The following is a 14,961-nucleotide window of genomic DNA, read 5'->3' as shown; positions in this document are numbered from 1 at the left end:
CGCCTCATGCCTCGCCGGTGCGCTGGATGAGGTCGCGCTCCCAGCCGAACACCGAACGGCCGTCGAGCTCTGGCGAGGCGGCGCGCTCGGTCGCGATGTAGGCATCGAGCGAGGGGCCGGTCGCGCTGCGCTCCAGCCGGCGGGCCTGGTCGTCGAGCCGCTTCAGCGCCGACAGTGCCTCGTCGCGGCCGAGCTTGGCGTTGCCGACGGCCGATTTGAGCACGCGGATGGTCTCGTCATAGACCTTGATCGGCACCGGATAGGGATGACGGTCCTTGCCGCCATGCGCCAGCGAGAACCGTGCCGGGTCGCTGAATCGATACGGCGCGCCATGCACGACCTCGGCGACCATGGCGAGCGAGCGCACGGTGCGGGCGCCGACGCCCGGCGTCAGCAGCAGGTCGGGGAAGTCGACCGGGCCGCGCTCGGCGGCAGCCGCGAGCGTGCCGTGCAGCCGGCGGGCGAACACGTCCTTCGGCCTGACGTCGTGATGCGCGGGCATGACGAGATGCGGCAGCAGGCCCTGGGCGGGCTCCGGCGTGCTCAGCCGTTCGAACTCCGTGACGACGCGGTCGGGGCCGAGATCGGTGAGCAGCTCGAGCTGGGCGTGGCGCGACGGCGCGGCGCGCTTGTCGGTGAGGTTGACGATCTCGCCCTGGACGGGACCATCGATGGCGCTGTGCGGCGCGTCGACGAAGCTCGCAAGCTGCTGCGAATGCCAATGGTAGCGCCGGGCCTGGCGCGCGTCGCCATTCATGCCCTGCTGCACCACGGTCCATTTGCCGTCCGATGTGACGAAGAAGCCGTGCAGATAGAGGTCGAAGCCGTCCTGCACCGCGGCGCTGTCGACCTTGGCGACGAGCTTGCTGGTCCGGACCAGCTCCTCGCCGTCGAGGCCGAGCCGGTCGCTGAGCAGGCGCAACTCGTCGGGCGTCTTGCGCGAATGCTCGCCGCGGCCACCGCAGACGAAGATGCCGAGCTCGCCGGACAGCGGCTTCAGCCCGCGCTTCAGCGCGCCGATCACGCTGGTGGTGATGCCGGAGGAATGCCAGTCCATGCCCATGACGGCGCCGAACGATTGGAACCAGAACGGATGCGACATCCGCGCCAGGAATTCGTCGCGGCCGTAGTGATGCACGATCGCCTGGGTGATGATGGCGCCGAGCGAGGCCATGCGCGCGCCGAGCCAGGCCGGGACGCGCCCGGAATGGAGCGGAAGATCGGCGCTGCCGGTGCGTCGGGCCATCGGAACCTTGCAGAGGAGGTGTGTCGCGCCAATCTAACAGATGGCGCGCCGATGTGCGATCGCTCCGATGGGACGCGGGCTGTGGCGCTATCCGGTTTGCCCGAGATGGCCGATCCAGTTCCTGAACAGCGTCTGGGCGGCGCTTTCTGCGGCGAGATCGGGCCGCAGCGTCAATCCCGGGAGCTCGGCCGCCAGCGTCGGGTCGCGCCTTTCCTTGGCCCGCCACTCGAACGCGTTGAGCACCGCCTCGCTCTCGGCGCTGAAATAGGATTTCGGCAGCCGCGGATAGTCGTCGCGCTGGCCGGCGAGAAAACGCGCGATGTCGCGCATGTATTCGCGCTGCAGGGAGAGCGCGTCATATTCGGGATGGCCCTGAAAGAACACGAACCGGCTCGGCATCGAGCGCGCGAAGATGTCGACGCCGACCTCCTCCGACCGCGTCAGGATGTCGTAGCCGCGCTCTGCCAGCAGCGGCTCGTTGACGGCGTTGAGGCGGGAGTGCGGCACCTGAAGCGGCAAATGGATGCCGTGCGTGAGCCAGTCGTCCTGGACCTTCACGCAGTCGAAGATGCCGGAGCATTTGCTCGCCAGCCGCTGCCGCTCGATGTCGTCCAGGTGCAGCACGGCCGCGTGGGCCGCGAGACACGACCAGATGGTCGAGCGCGTATTGGTTCTGGCCCAGTCGATCACGGAGGTGAGGTCCGACCAATAAGGTTCGTCGCGCAATGTCGCGGCGACAGGCTCGGCGCCGGTCACGATCAGGCCGTCGATGCCGAGCCGATCGAGCGACCCGATGTCCGCGTAGGACTGGGCGACGTGGCTCCTGGCCGCTTGCGAGCGCAAGATGGAGGGCAGCGAGAAGCAGTGCAGGCGGATGCGGACGTGCTGCGGCGCGCACTGCTGCAGCAGGCGGGCGATCTGGAGATCGGTCGCCTTCAGGGCGCTGTCCGGCATGTTGTTGACGAGGCCGATCGAAAGCTCGATCGGGCGCCCTCCGCGGTCGTCGAACTCGGCGGGCGCGAGGGCAGGGCTCGCGATCCTGCGATGTCGGTCGAACAGCAGGGTCATCGGCTGATCGCTCTACTCCGCCGCATCCAACTGACGCGGACGAGGGCAGGCCTGGGCGAGAGCCTGGTCGAGATCCTCGATGATGTCACTGACATGCTCGATGCCGATCGACAGCCGGATCGTCTCGGGAAGGACGCCTGCCTTGCGCTGGTCGTCCGGCGGCATCTGCCGATGTGTGGTCGATGCGGGATGGCAGGCCAGCGACTTCGCATCGCCGATATTGACCAGCCGCGTGACGAGCTTCAGGGCGTCATAGAACGCCTTGCCCGCTTCCATGCCGCCCTTGATCCCGAATGTGAACAGCGACGACGCCCGGCCGTCGAGATATTTCTGGACCAGGGGGTAATAGCGGCTGTCGGCGAAGCCGGCGTAGTTGACCCATTCTACGCGCGGATCGTTGCGGAGGAATTCGGCGACCTTGCGCGCATTTTCGACGTGACGCTCCATGCGCAGCGCGACCGTCTCGATGCCCTGCAGCAGCAGGAATGCGTTGAACGGCGACAGCACGGCACCCATGGTCCGCTGATAGACGCTGCGCGCGCGCTGGATGTAGGCGCTGCGGCCGAAATGATCGGTGTAGACCATCCCGTGATAGGACGCGTCGGGCTGGGTGAAGGCGGGAAAACGGTCGGCATGATCCTTCCAGGGGAAGTTGCCGCTGTCGACCAGCATGCCGCCCAGCGTCGTGCCATGACCGCCGAGAAACTTGGTCAGCGAATGCACCGCGATGTCGGCGCCGTAATCGAACGGCCGCAGCAGGATCGGTGTTGCGACGGTGTTGTCGACGATCAGCGGCACGCCGTTGCGATGCGCGACCTTCGCCAGCGCCTCGATGTCGCAGACATTGCCGGCGGGATTGCCGATCGTCTCGGCGAACACGGCCTTGGTGTTTTCGTCGATGAGACGTTCGATGGCATCGGGCGCATCGCTTTCGGCAAAGCGCCCAGTGATGCCCTGGCGCGGCAGGATGTGACCGAGCAGCGTGTGCGTGGTGCCGTAGAGCTGTGGCACCGAGACGATGTTGCCGCCGCTGTCGGCCAGATTGACGAATGCGAAGTGAAGCGCGGCCTGCCCGGTGCCGACGGCGAGCGCACCGACGCCGCCCTCGAGCTCGGTGACGCGCTTCTCGAGCACCGCCGTGGTCGGATTGGAGATACGGCTGTAGCGGTAGCCCTCGGCTTCGAGATTGAACAGCGCGGCGCCGTGATCGGCGCTGTCGAAGGCGTAGGCGGCGGTCTGATAGATCGGAACCGCGACGGCCTTGGTGGTCGCCTCCGGTTCATAGCCGGCGTGGATTGCAATCGTCTCATTGCGCATCGGCGATCTCCACTCCCGCATCCGTCCACAATGCAGGTTGCACGTATTCCGCGAGGGGTGTCGTTGTAGGAGCGCAGGCGTAAAGCGGGCAATAATTCGCGACAAGAACGACGAAATAACCCTAACGATATCTGGCCGAAGAATTTCGAATTAACGCGCAGCAGGAACCCGCAGCAGAGACCGAATTTGCTGTCCGACCAGATCCAGTGCTGCTTTGGCCTGCGGCAGGATCGCACCGAGCGCGTGAAAATTGTGGACCATGCCGTTGTGACAGACATGCGCGACCGTGACACCAGCTTCCGCGAGCCGTGCCGCATAGGCATTGCCCTCGTCACGCATCGGGTCGAATTCCGCGGTGTGGATCACGGCGGGGGGAAGCCCAGCCAGCGTCTCACGGCACAACGGCGATATCAGTGGATTGGCGACATCGACCTCGCCAACCAGATAGTCGGCGAGGTCGGCCTGCCAGGTTGCCCTGTCGATCAGGTGGCCGGTCCCGAACAGCTCGCGCGACGGCCAGAAATTGGAGAAATCGAGCACCGGGCAGATCAGGCACTGCAGCGCGATCCTAAGATCGGTGCTGCCGACGGCCTGCTGGCAAACGGCGGCGGCGAGCGTGGCGCCCGCGGAATCGCCGCCGATCACAATCCGACCGCCGTCGATGCCGAGCGCGGCCGCGCGATCGATGGCGAAGTGAACCGCCGCGATCGCATCCTCGATCGCTGCGGGGAACTTGTGCTCAGGCGCGAGGCGGTAGTCGATCGAGAGCAGCCGGCAGCCGGAGGCGGCGGCAAGCGCGGCGGCGACTTTGTCGTGCGTGTCGATGCTGCCTGCCACGAGACCGCCGCCGTGAAAGTAGACGAAGCCGGGGAGGGGCGCCCCAGTATCATCCGGGCCTGCTGCAGGCGTATACAGGCGATAGCGAAGCAGCCCAGAGGGCCCGAAGAAATTGCCGTCCCGCGTGATGACGGCGCCGCAGTCGTTGCGCGCGAATTGCATCAGCTTGGCGAGCGACTGCCGCCGCTGCGCGGGGCCCGGACGCTCCTGGCTTTCCGGCACAGCGGCAGCCACCATCGAAAGCAGGCGCTGGGCGCGAGGGTCGAGCGGCATGACAGCTCCAATTAACCAAGGCATCGAGCATTGTGCCCATCAGCAGTGAATCGATCGTGAGCAGCAGGTCGCGACGGGGAAATCCTTAAAATGTTCACGCCAGAAGTGCAGACACGATCGATGCCGAACGGGAGCGCCGCCATGACCCACATCGTCAAGCCTGTCAGCTACTCGCAGACCTGGACCTTCTTCGACGGCGAATGGCGCGAGGGCAATGCGCCGATCATGGGCGTCCGGACCCACGCGACATGGCTCGCGTCGACCGTGTTCGACGGCGCACGCGCATTCGAAGGCGTGACGCCAGATCTCGATCGCCACTGCGCGCGCGTGAATCAGTCCGCGATCAATTTCCGGCTCAAGCCGGTGGTGGACGTCGAGACCTGGATGGGGTTGGCGCGGGAGGGGATCGCGCGGTTCGGAGCGAGAGCCGAGCTCTACATCCGCCCGATGTACTGGGCGCAGCATGGCGCCGGCGGCGGTGTCCTGTTCGATCCCGAGACCACCAATTGGTGCCTTTGCATCTATGAAGCGCCGATGCCGCAGCCGACGGGCAACGCCATCACGCTGTCGCCGTTCCGGCGGCCGACCGCCGAGTGCGCGCCGGTCGATGCCAAGGCGTCCTGCCTCTATCCGAACAATTCGCGCGCGCTGATCGAGGCGGCCTCGCGCGGCTTCAACAATTGCCTGATGCTCGATCTGCTCGGCAACGTCGCCGAGTTCGGCAATGCCAACGTGTTCATGGTCAAGGACGGCGTGGTGTTCACGCCGGTGCCGAACGGCACGTTTCTCAACGGGATCACCCGCCAGCGCGTGGCCGAGCTGCTGCGAGCCGACGGCGTCAGCGTGGTCGAGACCACGCTGCGCTATGCAGACTTCCTGGCCGCCGACGAGATCTTCTCGTCGGGCAATTTCGCCAAGGTCGCACCAGTCATTCGCATCGACGACCGGGCCCTGCCGATCGGTCCGGTGTTCAGCCGTGCGCGCCGGCTGTATTGGGACTATGCGCATGAGGTCAGGGTAGCCGCCTGAGCTAGGGGCCGTACAGCGGCAGCTCGGTGTCGCTGAGATCGCCAAGGCGAGGCGGCTGCGGTCCCTTGATGTACTTCCGGCCGCGCCGCTCGGTGTAGATGCCGACGAGACCGTCAATCGGCCCGCTAGCGTCGATGATGACAGAAACGGCGGCGTGACGCAGCAGCAGGCGGCCGACGGTACCGGCGCAGGAAACGTAGTCGGAGATGCTGCGGCAGTAGATCAGCTGCATCGCAGGCAACGCAAAGCGTCCCTGCCGGATGCGGACCTTCTGCAGCACCAGCGGAACGGGGCCCGCCGTCGATCGCACCACCACGCTGAGGCAGCCATAGCGCGCATGGCGCATCAGCAATTCGGCCTCATCCGACGGAACGCCATCCACGGTGCGGGCGTCTGCCCTGACCGTCTCAACCGGCGAACTGAGGCCAGCTAGCGACAGCGTCGGCATCGAAAAGAACAGGCCGCTGCAATAGGCGCGAAATCCTTGCGCCTCAATGATCGGCCAGGTCTGCCTTGCGGCGCTGATGTTGACGTAAGTGACCTCCGGCCGACGCTGTGCGATTCTCGTCAGCATCGTCGCGTAGTTGCGAAAGGCAGGTTCGACATACCAGCTCGACAGATTGCACCAGATCTGCGGCTCCGCAGGCGTGCCGCGATCGCTATAGATGACGAGCAGGACGCCGACCGCATTGCCGTCTTGCTCGAGCAGATAGCCGTAGCGTGGATAGCCGTCGGGCGTCGGGCGCGCGGCTTGCCACTGCAGGCCGCTCGACCAATAGCCGCGGGGCCGCCGGGGGAAGCCGCGTGTCAAGAGATCGGTGATCGCGTCCAGATCGGAGTCTCCGATCTCGCGGCATCGGATCGGCGGCTTGGGCGCGCCCATGAGATGTTCTGCCGATCCCTCGACGGCGGCTTCGTGGCGTCAGCCGACGGTGCTTGCCTGGCGCTCGAACTGCAGCGCTTCCCGTACGCGCGACGGCCAGCGCGTCGGATCGATGCCGTGGGTGTGGAATAGCGCGACCGCGAGGCGATCCATGCCGAAGGCCACGCAACCGGTGTGCGCCGGTGCACCATCGGCGTCGACGATGCCCCAGGTGGTGCCGAAATGCTCGCGGTGATAGTTGAAGCTCATGCAGGCGGTCGGCTGCTCCTCCGAGCGCAACGGCACCAGCAGCTCGAATTTCAACGCCTGCTGCTTCTGGCTGACCGCCTTCATCTGGCCGACGCGGCCGAAGAACGGGTCGCTGGCGTGATCGACCCGGAACGACAGGCCGAGATCGCGGGCAATCGCCTGCGCCTTCACCATCCAGCGGTCACGGAATGCCGAGACATCGGCGGGCGTGCCGATGCAGACATATTCGCGCATCCGGAACGACTGCAGGCGGTCGAGATGACGCGACGGCTCGCGGCGGAAGCAATCGGCCGCGACGTCGAAGCGCAGGCCGCCGACCGGCAGCGCGCCGCGGCTCGCCGCGATCGGATAGACCGGATAGCAGGCCGCGGGCGACAGCACGAGGTCGGCTGGTGACAATGAGGTGGTCCAGTCGCCGCCCTTGTCGAACCGTGCCACGGCTTCATGGATGTCCCGCTCGGTGCCGTGCAGGCCGCAGACGCAGCCGAGCAGGTTGGGGAAACTCTTGAGATAGCCCGACTTTTCGAGCTGGGCGCGGCTCATGACCGGCGGAAAGCGCATGACCTCCGTGCCGGGCTCGCGATGCCGCGTGATGAGCGTCGCGAGCCGCTCCACCACGCCTTCATACAGCGCGGTCCGCGCATAGACGCCATCCGCGCCCATGCGATGGAACAGCGCGCCGGTCAGATGATCGAGCGCGTCGGCCGGCTGGGGTGCAATCTCGGGCGACTGCGGGAGAACGGGAATCGTCATTGTGCAAATCCTGGGTGGAGGCAATGGCTGCAATCGGCGCGATCATTCATGGAGCGAAGTCGGTACCGTGCTCATCACGTTGGCCGTGGCAATGTTTGCGAGAATACGATCGTTGTTGATCATGATCGGCGCCGACAGAACGTCGCGCAGGTGGCGGCCGATCGAGAACTCGCCGTCGTTGCGATAACCCGAGAGGCCGCAGGCGCGCATCGCATGCATTACGGTCTCGACGGCAAGTTCCGAGGCCTGCACCTTCAACAGCGTGATCGAGGATTGGAAGTCGAGCGAGCTCAGCGCCCGCTCGTCATATTCGTGGGCGACGAAGGCATCCATGTTGGTGACGATCATTGCGCGCAGCCGGGCCAGCGCCATCTTCGCCGCGGTGTAATGCGCAGCTGCCGGCGGCATCTGTCCGCCGGCGCCGCGTGCGGCCTTGCGCAGGAAGCGCTGGGCGCGCTCCACGGCAGCCGCAGCGATGCCGGCCCAGGCCGACGACCAGCACAGATGTGCGAACGGTGTCATCGTCTGGCCGTGGATGCGATCATAGGATTCGGTGAACATGCGGTCGGAGGGACAGCTCACCTCGAGCGCGAATCCGGTCGAGCAGGTGCCGCGCATGCCCAGCGTTTCCCAGCCGAGCGTTCGCGCGATCGTGTAGTCGTCCCTCGTCAGCGCCAGCAGCACCTGATCGGACGCGGCAGCGCCATCGGCCCGGCGGGCGATCGTGACGAGGCCATCGGCTTCAGCGCCATAGGAAATGACCGTGGCATCGCGGTTGAGCGTGATTCGCTCACCCTCGTGGCCGACTGCCGCGGCGCTCGCGCGGATATTGCCGCCGTTCTGGCCTTCGGTGGTGGAGGAGGCCATCAGCAGCTGCTCGGCGGCGATCCGGCGCATCAGAGATTCCATGTAAGCGCTGCCGCGGCCGTGACGAACCAGGCAGGCGACCTTGGTCTGGTGCATGGCGAAGATCATGGCGCTGGAGGCGCAGGCGCGGCCGAGCGCATAGCAGACGTCGGCAATGTCGTGGATCGAGGCGCCGAAGCCACCGAACTCGACGGGTATCTGCATCCCGAGCAGCTTGTGCTCGCGTGCCGCATCGATCGCGGCCTTCGGGAAGCGGCCGTCACGGTCGACCTCTTCGGCTTCCGCCGCGGCCTGCGTCGCAACAGCGGCGGTCCGCTGGACGAATAAGGAGCTGCGATCGAGCAGGAGGCTGTCGCCGTCGTCGGGGATCGGGTTGCGAAGCGCGGTTCCCTGGAGAGTCATGGTCGATCGATACTCCGGATCTTGTCTCTTTGAGAGAGCGGCACGCGCATCCGCAGTAGCAGGCCGATGCGCTGCGCCTTCTCTGGGCTGCAACGCAGGGTATGGATTTGATTCAAATGCGTCGACGAAATTCAGGGTAAACGCCGCGCAATCGACGGGTGGGGGTTAATTTCCGGTTGGTTCGATCCGAGAATTTTGGACCAAGCCGTTAGCGTTAAGACGAGTTCAGACTGGAATGGGGATGCGGCGTAACTCTTTCGACGCCGAATTGCGTTATCTCCCCTGCGCGTGCGTCGATCAGATCCGACGCGCCGGAACAAGTCGCGAGTGAAGAGGACCCCATGCCGAGTTTCGATGTCGATGTCAGTCGCAGGATCGTGGCGCTCGTGCGTGATATCCTCGCGCAGAATTCTACGGCCGCCGACGTGGCGGCGGATGCCAAGCTCGTCGATGTCGGGCTGACCTCGATGGACATGGTCAACCTGATGCTGGCGATCGAGGCGGAGTTCGATTTCACCATTCCGCAGGAGCGGATCACGCCGGAGAACTTCCAGTCCATCGCAACGCTGGAGCGCCTGGTGAGCGGTCAGTTGGCGGCAGCGAAGGCCGCCTGACCCAGTTGCCATGCCCCGCGGATCACCGCGTCGCTGTTTTCAATTCGCCGCAAAGCTGGCATTCTCGTCTCCGCTGGAGATGGGGACGTCATGACGAAGGCTGTGCTTGGCATTATCGGCGGCTCGGGCATCTATGATCTGCCGGGACTGGAAGATGCCCGCGAAGAGGTGATCGCGAGTCCCTGGGGTGAGCCGTCGGCGCCGGTACGCCGGGGGACGATCGCGGGCCTGCCGATCGTGTTCCTGCCGCGCCATGACAAGGGACACCGGCTGTCCCCGTCCGACATCAATTACCGCGCCAATATCGACGTGCTGAAGCGTGCTGGTGTCACCGACCTGGTGTCGCTGTCGGCCTGCGGCTCGTTCAAGGAAGAGCTTCCGCCGGGCACCTTCGTGCTGGTCGATCAGTTCGTCGATCGCACCTACAAGCGCGAGAGCTCGTTCTTCGGCAGGGGGTGTGTCGCCCACGTCTCGATGGCGCATCCGGTTTCACCGCGGTTGCGGATTCATCTCGCGGCTGCGGCCGAGGCCGAGGGCATCGCGATCGCGCGCGGCGGCACCTATGTCTGCATGGAGGGGCCGCAATTCTCGACCTATGCCGAAAGCATGACCTACAAGGCGTCAGGCTATTCGGTCATCGGCATGACCAACATGCCGGAGGCGAAGCTCGCCCGCGAGGCCGAGATCTGCTACGCGACGGTCGCGATGGTGACCGACTTCGACTGCTGGCATCCGGATCACGACGCCGTCACCGTGCAGGATATCATTCGCGTGCTCACCACCAACGCCGACAAGGCGAAATCGCTGGTGGCGCGGCTCGCCCGGGAGTTTCCGCGCGAGCATGAACCGTGCCCGATCGGCTCCGACCGAGCGCTCGACACCGCCTTGATCACTGCGCCGGAGGCGCGCGATCCCGAGCTTCTGAAGAAGCTCGATGCGGTCGCAGGCCGTATCTTGCGTGGTTGAGGGGGATCGAACATGAAGGTGGACGGCAGGCATTATCGCAGCGTCTGGCTCGACTCCGACGGCTGGTCGGTCTGCGCGATCGATCAGCGCCGGTTGCCGCACGAGTTCGTGGTGGCGAAGATCACGACATGCGAGGAGGCGGCGGACGCGATCCGCGGCATGCTGGTCCGCGGTGCGCCGCTGATCGGCGCCACCGCCGCGTTCGGCATGGCGCTGGCGATGCGCGACGACCGCTCCGATCCTGGCATCGACCGCGCCTACGAGATGCTGATCGCGACGCGGCCGACGGCGATCAACCTGAAATGGGCGCTCGACACGATGAGCACGATGCTGCGCCGGCTGGCACCGTCGGAGCGGCGCGATGCGGCCTATTCGCGCGCCGTCGACATTGCCGGCGAGGACGTCACGATCAACCAGGGCATCGCCGCGCATGGCTTCGCGCTGATCGAGGCGGCCGCGGCGCGCAAGAAGCCGGGCGAAGTCGTGAACGTGCTGACCCACTGCAATGCCGGCTGGCTTGCGACCGTCGATTGGGGCACGGCGACCGCGCCGATCTATCTCGCGCACGATCGCGGCATTCCGATCCATGTCTGGGTCGACGAGACCCGGCCGCGCAATCAGGGCGCCTCGCTGACCGCCTGGGAGCTCGGGCATCACGGCGTGGCGCATACCGTCATCCCGGACAACACCGGCGGCCATCTCATGCAGCATGGGATGGTCGATCTCGCCATCGTCGGCACCGACCGCGTCGCCGCCAATGGCGACGTCTGCAACAAGATCGGCACCTATCTCAAGGCACTGGCCGCGCACGACAATGGCGTGCCGTTTTATGTCGCGCTGCCGTCGCCGACGATCGACTTCGCCGTTGCCGAGGGACGGCAGATCCCGATCGAGCAGCGCAGCGCGCAGGAGGTTACTGAGATGACGGGTCGCACCGCCGACGGTCGCATCGAGACCGTGCGCATCGTTCCGCCGGGCTCGCCGGTTGCGAACTACGGCTTCGACGTCACCCCGGCACGGCTGGTGACGGGGTTGATCACGGAGCGCGGCGTGCTGCAGGCTGACGGCGCGGCGCTGGCGGCCGCATTTCCCGAGCGGGCGAACCAAACGAACTATTAATATCCTCGTCATTGCGAGCGCAGCGACGTGTCCGCCGAAGCCCAAAGGGCGAAGGCGGAAGCAATCCAGAATCCCGCGAAGCCTCCGGCTCGCTTCAGCGCAAGAGCGCCGCGCAATGACGATCAGCGCAGGCGCAGTCCCGTCGCGGCTTCCAGCTCCGTAATCGCCTGCGATGCGCTGACAACCTTGATCGTCGTCATGCCCATCTCGCGCGCCGGCTTCAGGTTGACGCCGAGATCGTCGAGGTAGACGCAGTCCGCGGGGCTGACGCCGAGCGTCTCGGTCATCATCCGGTAGATCCGCGGATCGGGCTTGCGCAGCCCGATCTTGGCCGATTCGATCACGTGATCGAACAGCACCATCACCTCCGCGACGTACAACGAGCGGCCGCCCTGGCTGCCGATTGCGTTCGCCGGCAGATTGTTGGTGATGCAGCCGGTCTTGCACTCCGCCTTGATGCGGCGGAGCGCCTCGACCATGCCGGGCCGGAGATCGCCGGCGAGCAGCGGCAGCACCTCGCGCCCGCTGACCGCTGCGCCACCGAGCGCCAGCGACTCCTCCGCAAACAGCCGGTCGAAAGTGTCGAGGTCGATCTCGGCGCGCTCGAATTTCGCCCAGGCGTTCTCGAGATGATTGGCAGCATTGGTGTTGCGGATGATGTCGACGGGATAGCCGCGCTCCTTCTCGAACCGCGCGAAGGCCTCGAACGGCGATGTCGTCATGACGCCACCGAAATCAAAGATCACCGCCTCGACCATGTCAGTCCCATCCTCGTTCGATCCCCGGATGATCGCTAGCATGGGACGCCGCACTTGGCGATATCGGTCGCAGCCGCTATTGCTGCCGCGATGAAGCCGTCTCACGCAATCATTGCAGCCGCCGTCCTGCTGGCGCCATCGCCAACCCTTGCGATCGTCGGCAACGCGCCGGCGCTGAATGATGGTGTCGGGCGCTCCGTGGTCACGATCGTCGGCTCGCGCGGCAATTTTTGCAGCGGCGCGCTGATTGCTCCGAAGCTGGTGCTGACCGCCGGACATTGCGTGCAGCCGGGGCTCGATTACCGCATCGTGGAATACGATCGTGACCGCAAGCCGGTTCTCAAGACGGTCCGGCGGGTGGCGGTGCATCCGAGCTTCAGCGTGCAGGCCATCGTGGCGCATCGCGCCACCGCCGATGTCGCGCTGCTGGAATTGGAGATGCCCGTGAAAGAGCGCGTGCCAGCGGCGCTTGGCGTGCCGCAGCCGCCGCTTGCCGCCGGCAATGCGTTCACGGTCGCAGGGATCGGTGTCGCTGTCCCAGGCGACGGAAAGAGCGGCGGCATGGTGCGCGGGGCGGCGTTGGTTGCGACGGGCAAACCGGGCACTCTGCAGATCCGGCTCGTCGATCCGGCGACGCAAGGCGTGCGGCCCGGATTGGGCGGCTGCACCGGCGACTCCGGCGGGCCTGCTTTCGAGACGCAGCCGCAAGGTCAGGTGCTGATCGGCGTCATCTCATGGTCGACCGGTCCGAATCTCGGCGACGGCTGCGGCGGCATGACCGGCGTCACGCCGCTCACGCTGTATCGCGACTGGGTCGCACAGACCGCGCGGCAATGGGGCATGCCGCTCAGCGGAAATTGAGATCGTTCAGGGCTGGGTTGCGGCTCGCGGTCGCGGGTTGACCATCGTCGTGATCGGGTTCAGCCTGTCGCGCGAGGAAACAACATCAAGACCAAAGCCCAGGGACTCCCATGAACGTCATCGCGCCCATCCGGGAGGCCGCGTCCTCTCACGCGACCGAACATTTCGACGTGCTGATCGTCGGCGCCGGCATCTCCGGTGTCGGCAGCGCCTATCAGTTGACCAAGCAGATGCCCGACAAGCGCTTCGTGATCCTGGAGAGCCAGGACAGCTTTGGCGGCACCTGGCGGACGCACCGCTATCCCGGTATCCGCTCCGACAGCGACCTGCATACGTTCGGCTACAGCTTCAAGCCATGGGTCGGGCCGCCGATCGCGACCGCGGAAGAGATCCTCAACTACATGGGCGACGTGATCGAGGAGAACGACCTTGGCCGCCACATTCGCTATGGCCACCTCATCCTGTCCGCGAGTTGGTCGAGCGCGACCAGTCTCTGGACGGTCCAAGCGGTGAAGGGCAGGGATCACGAGCCCGTCACCTTTACAACGAATTTTCTCTGGATGTGCCAGGGCTACTACCGACACTCAAAGGGCTACACGCCGGAGTGGCCGGACATGGCGAAGTTCAAGGGCCGCATCGTCCATCCGCAGCTGTGGCCCGAGGATCTCGATCTCACGGGCAAGCAGGTCGTGGTGATCGGCTCCGGTGCGACGGCCGCGACCATCCTGCCCTCGATCGCCGGCCAATGCGCGCATGTGACGATGCTGCAGCGGTCGCCGACCTACTTCCGCGTTGGCCGTAATGCGATCGAGCTGGCCGAGGAGCTGCGGAGACTGCAGGTGAAGGAGGAATGGATCCATGAGATCGTCAGGCGCAAGATCCTGTTCGAACAGGATTGGTTCACCAAGCGCTGCCTGACCGAGCCCGAGCAGGTCAAGAAGGAGCTGATCGGGCAGATCAGCGCCATCCTTGGACCCGACTATACGGCCAAGCACTTCACCCCGAGCTACCGCCCGTGGCGGCAGCGCATCGCCTTCGTGCCCGATGCCGACCTGTTCGAGGGCATCAAGAGCGGCAAGGCCTCGGTCGTGACCGACGAGATCGAGCGGTTCACGGAAGACGGCATCAAGCTGAAGTCCGGCGACGAGCTCAAGGCCGACATCATCGTCACCGCGACCGGCTTCGATCTCTGCGTGCTCGGCGACATCGCGTTTACGATCGACGGCAAGCCGCTCGACTTCGCTGACACCGTGACCTATCGCGGCATGATGTTCACCGGCGTGCCGAACCTGGCCTGGGTGTTCGGCTATTTCCGCGCCAGTTGGACGTTGCGCACGGACCTCGTCGCGGATTTCGTGTGCCGCCTGCTCGCGCACATGAAAGAAAGAGGTGTGAGCAAGGTCGTGCCGGCGCTGCGCCCGGAGGATCACAACATGCCGTTGCTGCCATGGATCGATCCGGAGAACTTCAACCCCGGCTACATGATGCGCAACATGCATCTGCTGCCCAAGCGCGGCGACAAGCCGGAGTGGCAGCACAGTCAGGACTATTGGAGCGAGAAGGATCAGATCCCGGCGATCGATCTGGATGATCCGGCGTTCGTGTACGGGTGAGCTTTTAACGGCCGGTGTGCCGCTCCAAAGACGGCGTCGTCCCCGCGAAAGCGGGGATCCATAGCCACCGGCAGGTGTGCTGGGCACAACGTCAACTTTCGTCCTG

14 protein-coding genes are annotated in these 14,961 nt (G+C 65.6%); 6 read left to right on the top strand and 8 right to left on the bottom strand.

What is annotated here, in order from left to right:
• Positions 1-4: 4 nt before the first annotated feature.
• The 4 genes from QW868_RS03855 to QW868_RS03840 form a co-directional block, all read right to left on the bottom strand.
• Positions 5-1,246, bottom strand: a complete 1,242-nt coding sequence (locus QW868_RS03855; protein WP_316229972.1) for a DUF763 domain-containing protein — start codon at positions 1,244-1,246, stop codon at positions 5-7.
• A gap of 87 nt (positions 1,247-1,333) precedes the next feature.
• Positions 1,334-2,314 carry a homoserine O-succinyltransferase gene (locus QW868_RS03850; protein WP_316229971.1) on the bottom strand — a complete coding sequence of 327 codons (981 nt, stop codon included), beginning with the start codon at positions 2,312-2,314 and terminating at the stop codon, positions 1,334-1,336.
• A gap of 12 nt (positions 2,315-2,326) precedes the next feature.
• The gene (locus tag QW868_RS03845) at positions 2,327-3,631 is read right to left on the bottom strand and encodes an O-acetylhomoserine aminocarboxypropyltransferase/cysteine synthase family protein (RefSeq protein WP_316229970.1); all 1,305 of its coding nucleotides are present in this window, start codon (positions 3,629-3,631) and stop codon (positions 2,327-2,329) included.
• Positions 3,632-3,781: 150 nt separating this feature from the next.
• Positions 3,782-4,741 carry an alpha/beta hydrolase gene (locus QW868_RS03840; RefSeq protein WP_316229969.1) on the bottom strand — a complete coding sequence of 320 codons (960 nt, stop codon included), beginning with the start codon at positions 4,739-4,741 and terminating at the stop codon, positions 3,782-3,784.
• Between the two features lie 141 nt (positions 4,742-4,882).
• Between QW868_RS03840 and QW868_RS03835 the strand changes: the two genes are divergently transcribed.
• Positions 4,883-5,770: a branched-chain amino acid aminotransferase gene (locus tag QW868_RS03835; protein WP_316229968.1), complete on the top strand. Its 888-nt coding sequence runs from the start codon at positions 4,883-4,885 to the stop codon at positions 5,768-5,770.
• Position 5,771: 1 nt separating this feature from the next.
• On the opposite strand, the gene QW868_RS03830 is transcribed toward QW868_RS03835, so the two are convergent.
• Genes QW868_RS03830 through QW868_RS03820 form a run of 3 tightly spaced genes read right to left on the bottom strand, consistent with a single transcriptional unit; the run spans position 5,772 to position 8,924 of the window.
• On the bottom strand, positions 5,772-6,653 hold the full coding sequence (locus QW868_RS03830) for an acyl-CoA acyltransferase (RefSeq protein ID WP_316229967.1): 882 nt from the start codon (positions 6,651-6,653) through the stop codon (positions 5,772-5,774).
• 39 nt (positions 6,654-6,692) lie between these two features.
• A complete protein-coding gene (locus tag QW868_RS03825; protein ID WP_316229966.1) occupies positions 6,693-7,655 on the bottom strand; it encodes an amino acid--[acyl-carrier-protein] ligase in 963 nt (320 codons plus the stop codon).
• A gap of 42 nt (positions 7,656-7,697) precedes the next feature.
• Positions 7,698-8,924, bottom strand: a complete 1,227-nt coding sequence (locus tag QW868_RS03820; RefSeq protein WP_316229965.1) for an acyl-CoA dehydrogenase family protein — start codon at positions 8,922-8,924, stop codon at positions 7,698-7,700.
• Between the two features lie 341 nt (positions 8,925-9,265).
• On the opposite strand from QW868_RS03820, the gene QW868_RS03815 reads away from it, so the two are divergent.
• The 3 genes from QW868_RS03815 to mtnA all read left to right on the top strand — a co-directional run bounded on the left by QW868_RS03815 (position 9,266) and on the right by mtnA (position 11,623).
• Positions 9,266-9,538: a phosphopantetheine-binding protein gene (locus QW868_RS03815; protein ID WP_316178997.1), complete on the top strand. Its 273-nt coding sequence runs from the start codon at positions 9,266-9,268 to the stop codon at positions 9,536-9,538.
• Positions 9,539-9,628: 90 nt separating this feature from the next.
• Positions 9,629-10,504 (top strand): S-methyl-5'-thioadenosine phosphorylase, encoded by an 876-nt coding sequence (locus QW868_RS03810; RefSeq protein WP_316229964.1) that lies wholly within the window; start codon positions 9,629-9,631, stop codon positions 10,502-10,504.
• 12 nt (positions 10,505-10,516) lie between these two features.
• Positions 10,517-11,623 (top strand): S-methyl-5-thioribose-1-phosphate isomerase, encoded by a 1,107-nt coding sequence (mtnA, locus tag QW868_RS03805; RefSeq protein ID WP_316229963.1) that lies wholly within the window; start codon positions 10,517-10,519, stop codon positions 11,621-11,623.
• A 122-nt stretch (positions 11,624-11,745) separates the two neighbouring features.
• On the opposite strand, the gene QW868_RS03800 is transcribed toward mtnA, so the two are convergent.
• Positions 11,746-12,381, bottom strand: a complete 636-nt coding sequence (locus tag QW868_RS03800; protein WP_315798757.1) for an HAD-IA family hydrolase — start codon at positions 12,379-12,381, stop codon at positions 11,746-11,748.
• Positions 12,382-12,471: 90 nt separating this feature from the next.
• Between QW868_RS03800 and QW868_RS03795 the strand changes: the two genes are divergently transcribed.
• On the top strand, positions 12,472-13,242 hold the full coding sequence (locus QW868_RS03795) for a S1 family peptidase (protein ID WP_410051278.1): 771 nt from the start codon (positions 12,472-12,474) through the stop codon (positions 13,240-13,242).
• A 110-nt stretch (positions 13,243-13,352) separates the two neighbouring features.
• Positions 13,353-14,855, top strand: coding sequence for an NAD(P)/FAD-dependent oxidoreductase (locus QW868_RS03790; RefSeq protein ID WP_316229961.1), 1,503 nt, complete (start codon positions 13,353-13,355; stop codon positions 14,853-14,855).
• The last annotated feature ends 106 nt before the right edge of the window (positions 14,856-14,961 follow it).

The sequence above is a fragment of the Bradyrhizobium sp. SZCCHNR1051 genome, assembly GCF_032489615.1.
Lineage (GTDB): Bacteria > Pseudomonadota > Alphaproteobacteria > Rhizobiales > Xanthobacteraceae > Bradyrhizobium.
The sequence above is the reverse complement of the archived record's forward strand: the minus strand, read 5'-3'. Positions and strand labels throughout refer to the sequence as shown.

Excerpts from the sequence above, each read along its gene's own strand:
- QW868_RS03845 (WP_316229970.1), bottom strand. The coding sequence starts at position 3,631 with ATGCGCAATGAGACGATTGCAATCCACGCCGGCTATGAACCGGAGGCG.
- QW868_RS03855 (WP_316229972.1), bottom strand. The coding sequence starts at position 1,246 with ATGGCCCGACGCACCGGCAGCGCCGATCTTCCGCTCCATTCCGGGCGC.
- QW868_RS03825 (WP_316229966.1), bottom strand. The coding sequence starts at position 7,655 with ATGACGATTCCCGTTCTCCCGCAGTCGCCCGAGATTGCACCCCAGCCG.
- QW868_RS03820 (WP_316229965.1), bottom strand. The coding sequence starts at position 8,924 with ATGACTCTCCAGGGAACCGCGCTTCGCAACCCGATCCCCGACGACGGC.
- QW868_RS03790 (WP_316229961.1), top strand. The coding sequence starts at position 13,353 with ATGAACGTCATCGCGCCCATCCGGGAGGCCGCGTCCTCTCACGCGACC.
- QW868_RS03795 (WP_410051278.1), top strand. The coding sequence starts at position 12,472 with ATGAAGCCGTCTCACGCAATCATTGCAGCCGCCGTCCTGCTGGCGCCA.
- QW868_RS03810 (WP_316229964.1), top strand. The coding sequence starts at position 9,629 with ATGACGAAGGCTGTGCTTGGCATTATCGGCGGCTCGGGCATCTATGAT.
- QW868_RS03800 (WP_315798757.1), bottom strand. The coding sequence starts at position 12,381 with ATGGTCGAGGCGGTGATCTTTGATTTCGGTGGCGTCATGACGACATCG.
- QW868_RS03815 (WP_316178997.1), top strand. The coding sequence starts at position 9,266 with ATGCCGAGTTTCGATGTCGATGTCAGTCGCAGGATCGTGGCGCTCGTG.
- QW868_RS03840 (WP_316229969.1), bottom strand. The coding sequence starts at position 4,741 with ATGCCGCTCGACCCTCGCGCCCAGCGCCTGCTTTCGATGGTGGCTGCC.
- QW868_RS03830 (WP_316229967.1), bottom strand. The coding sequence starts at position 6,653 with ATGGGCGCGCCCAAGCCGCCGATCCGATGCCGCGAGATCGGAGACTCC.
- QW868_RS03850 (WP_316229971.1), bottom strand. The coding sequence starts at position 2,314 with ATGACCCTGCTGTTCGACCGACATCGCAGGATCGCGAGCCCTGCCCTC.
- QW868_RS03835 (WP_316229968.1), top strand. The coding sequence starts at position 4,883 with ATGACCCACATCGTCAAGCCTGTCAGCTACTCGCAGACCTGGACCTTC.
- mtnA (WP_316229963.1), top strand. The coding sequence starts at position 10,517 with ATGAAGGTGGACGGCAGGCATTATCGCAGCGTCTGGCTCGACTCCGAC.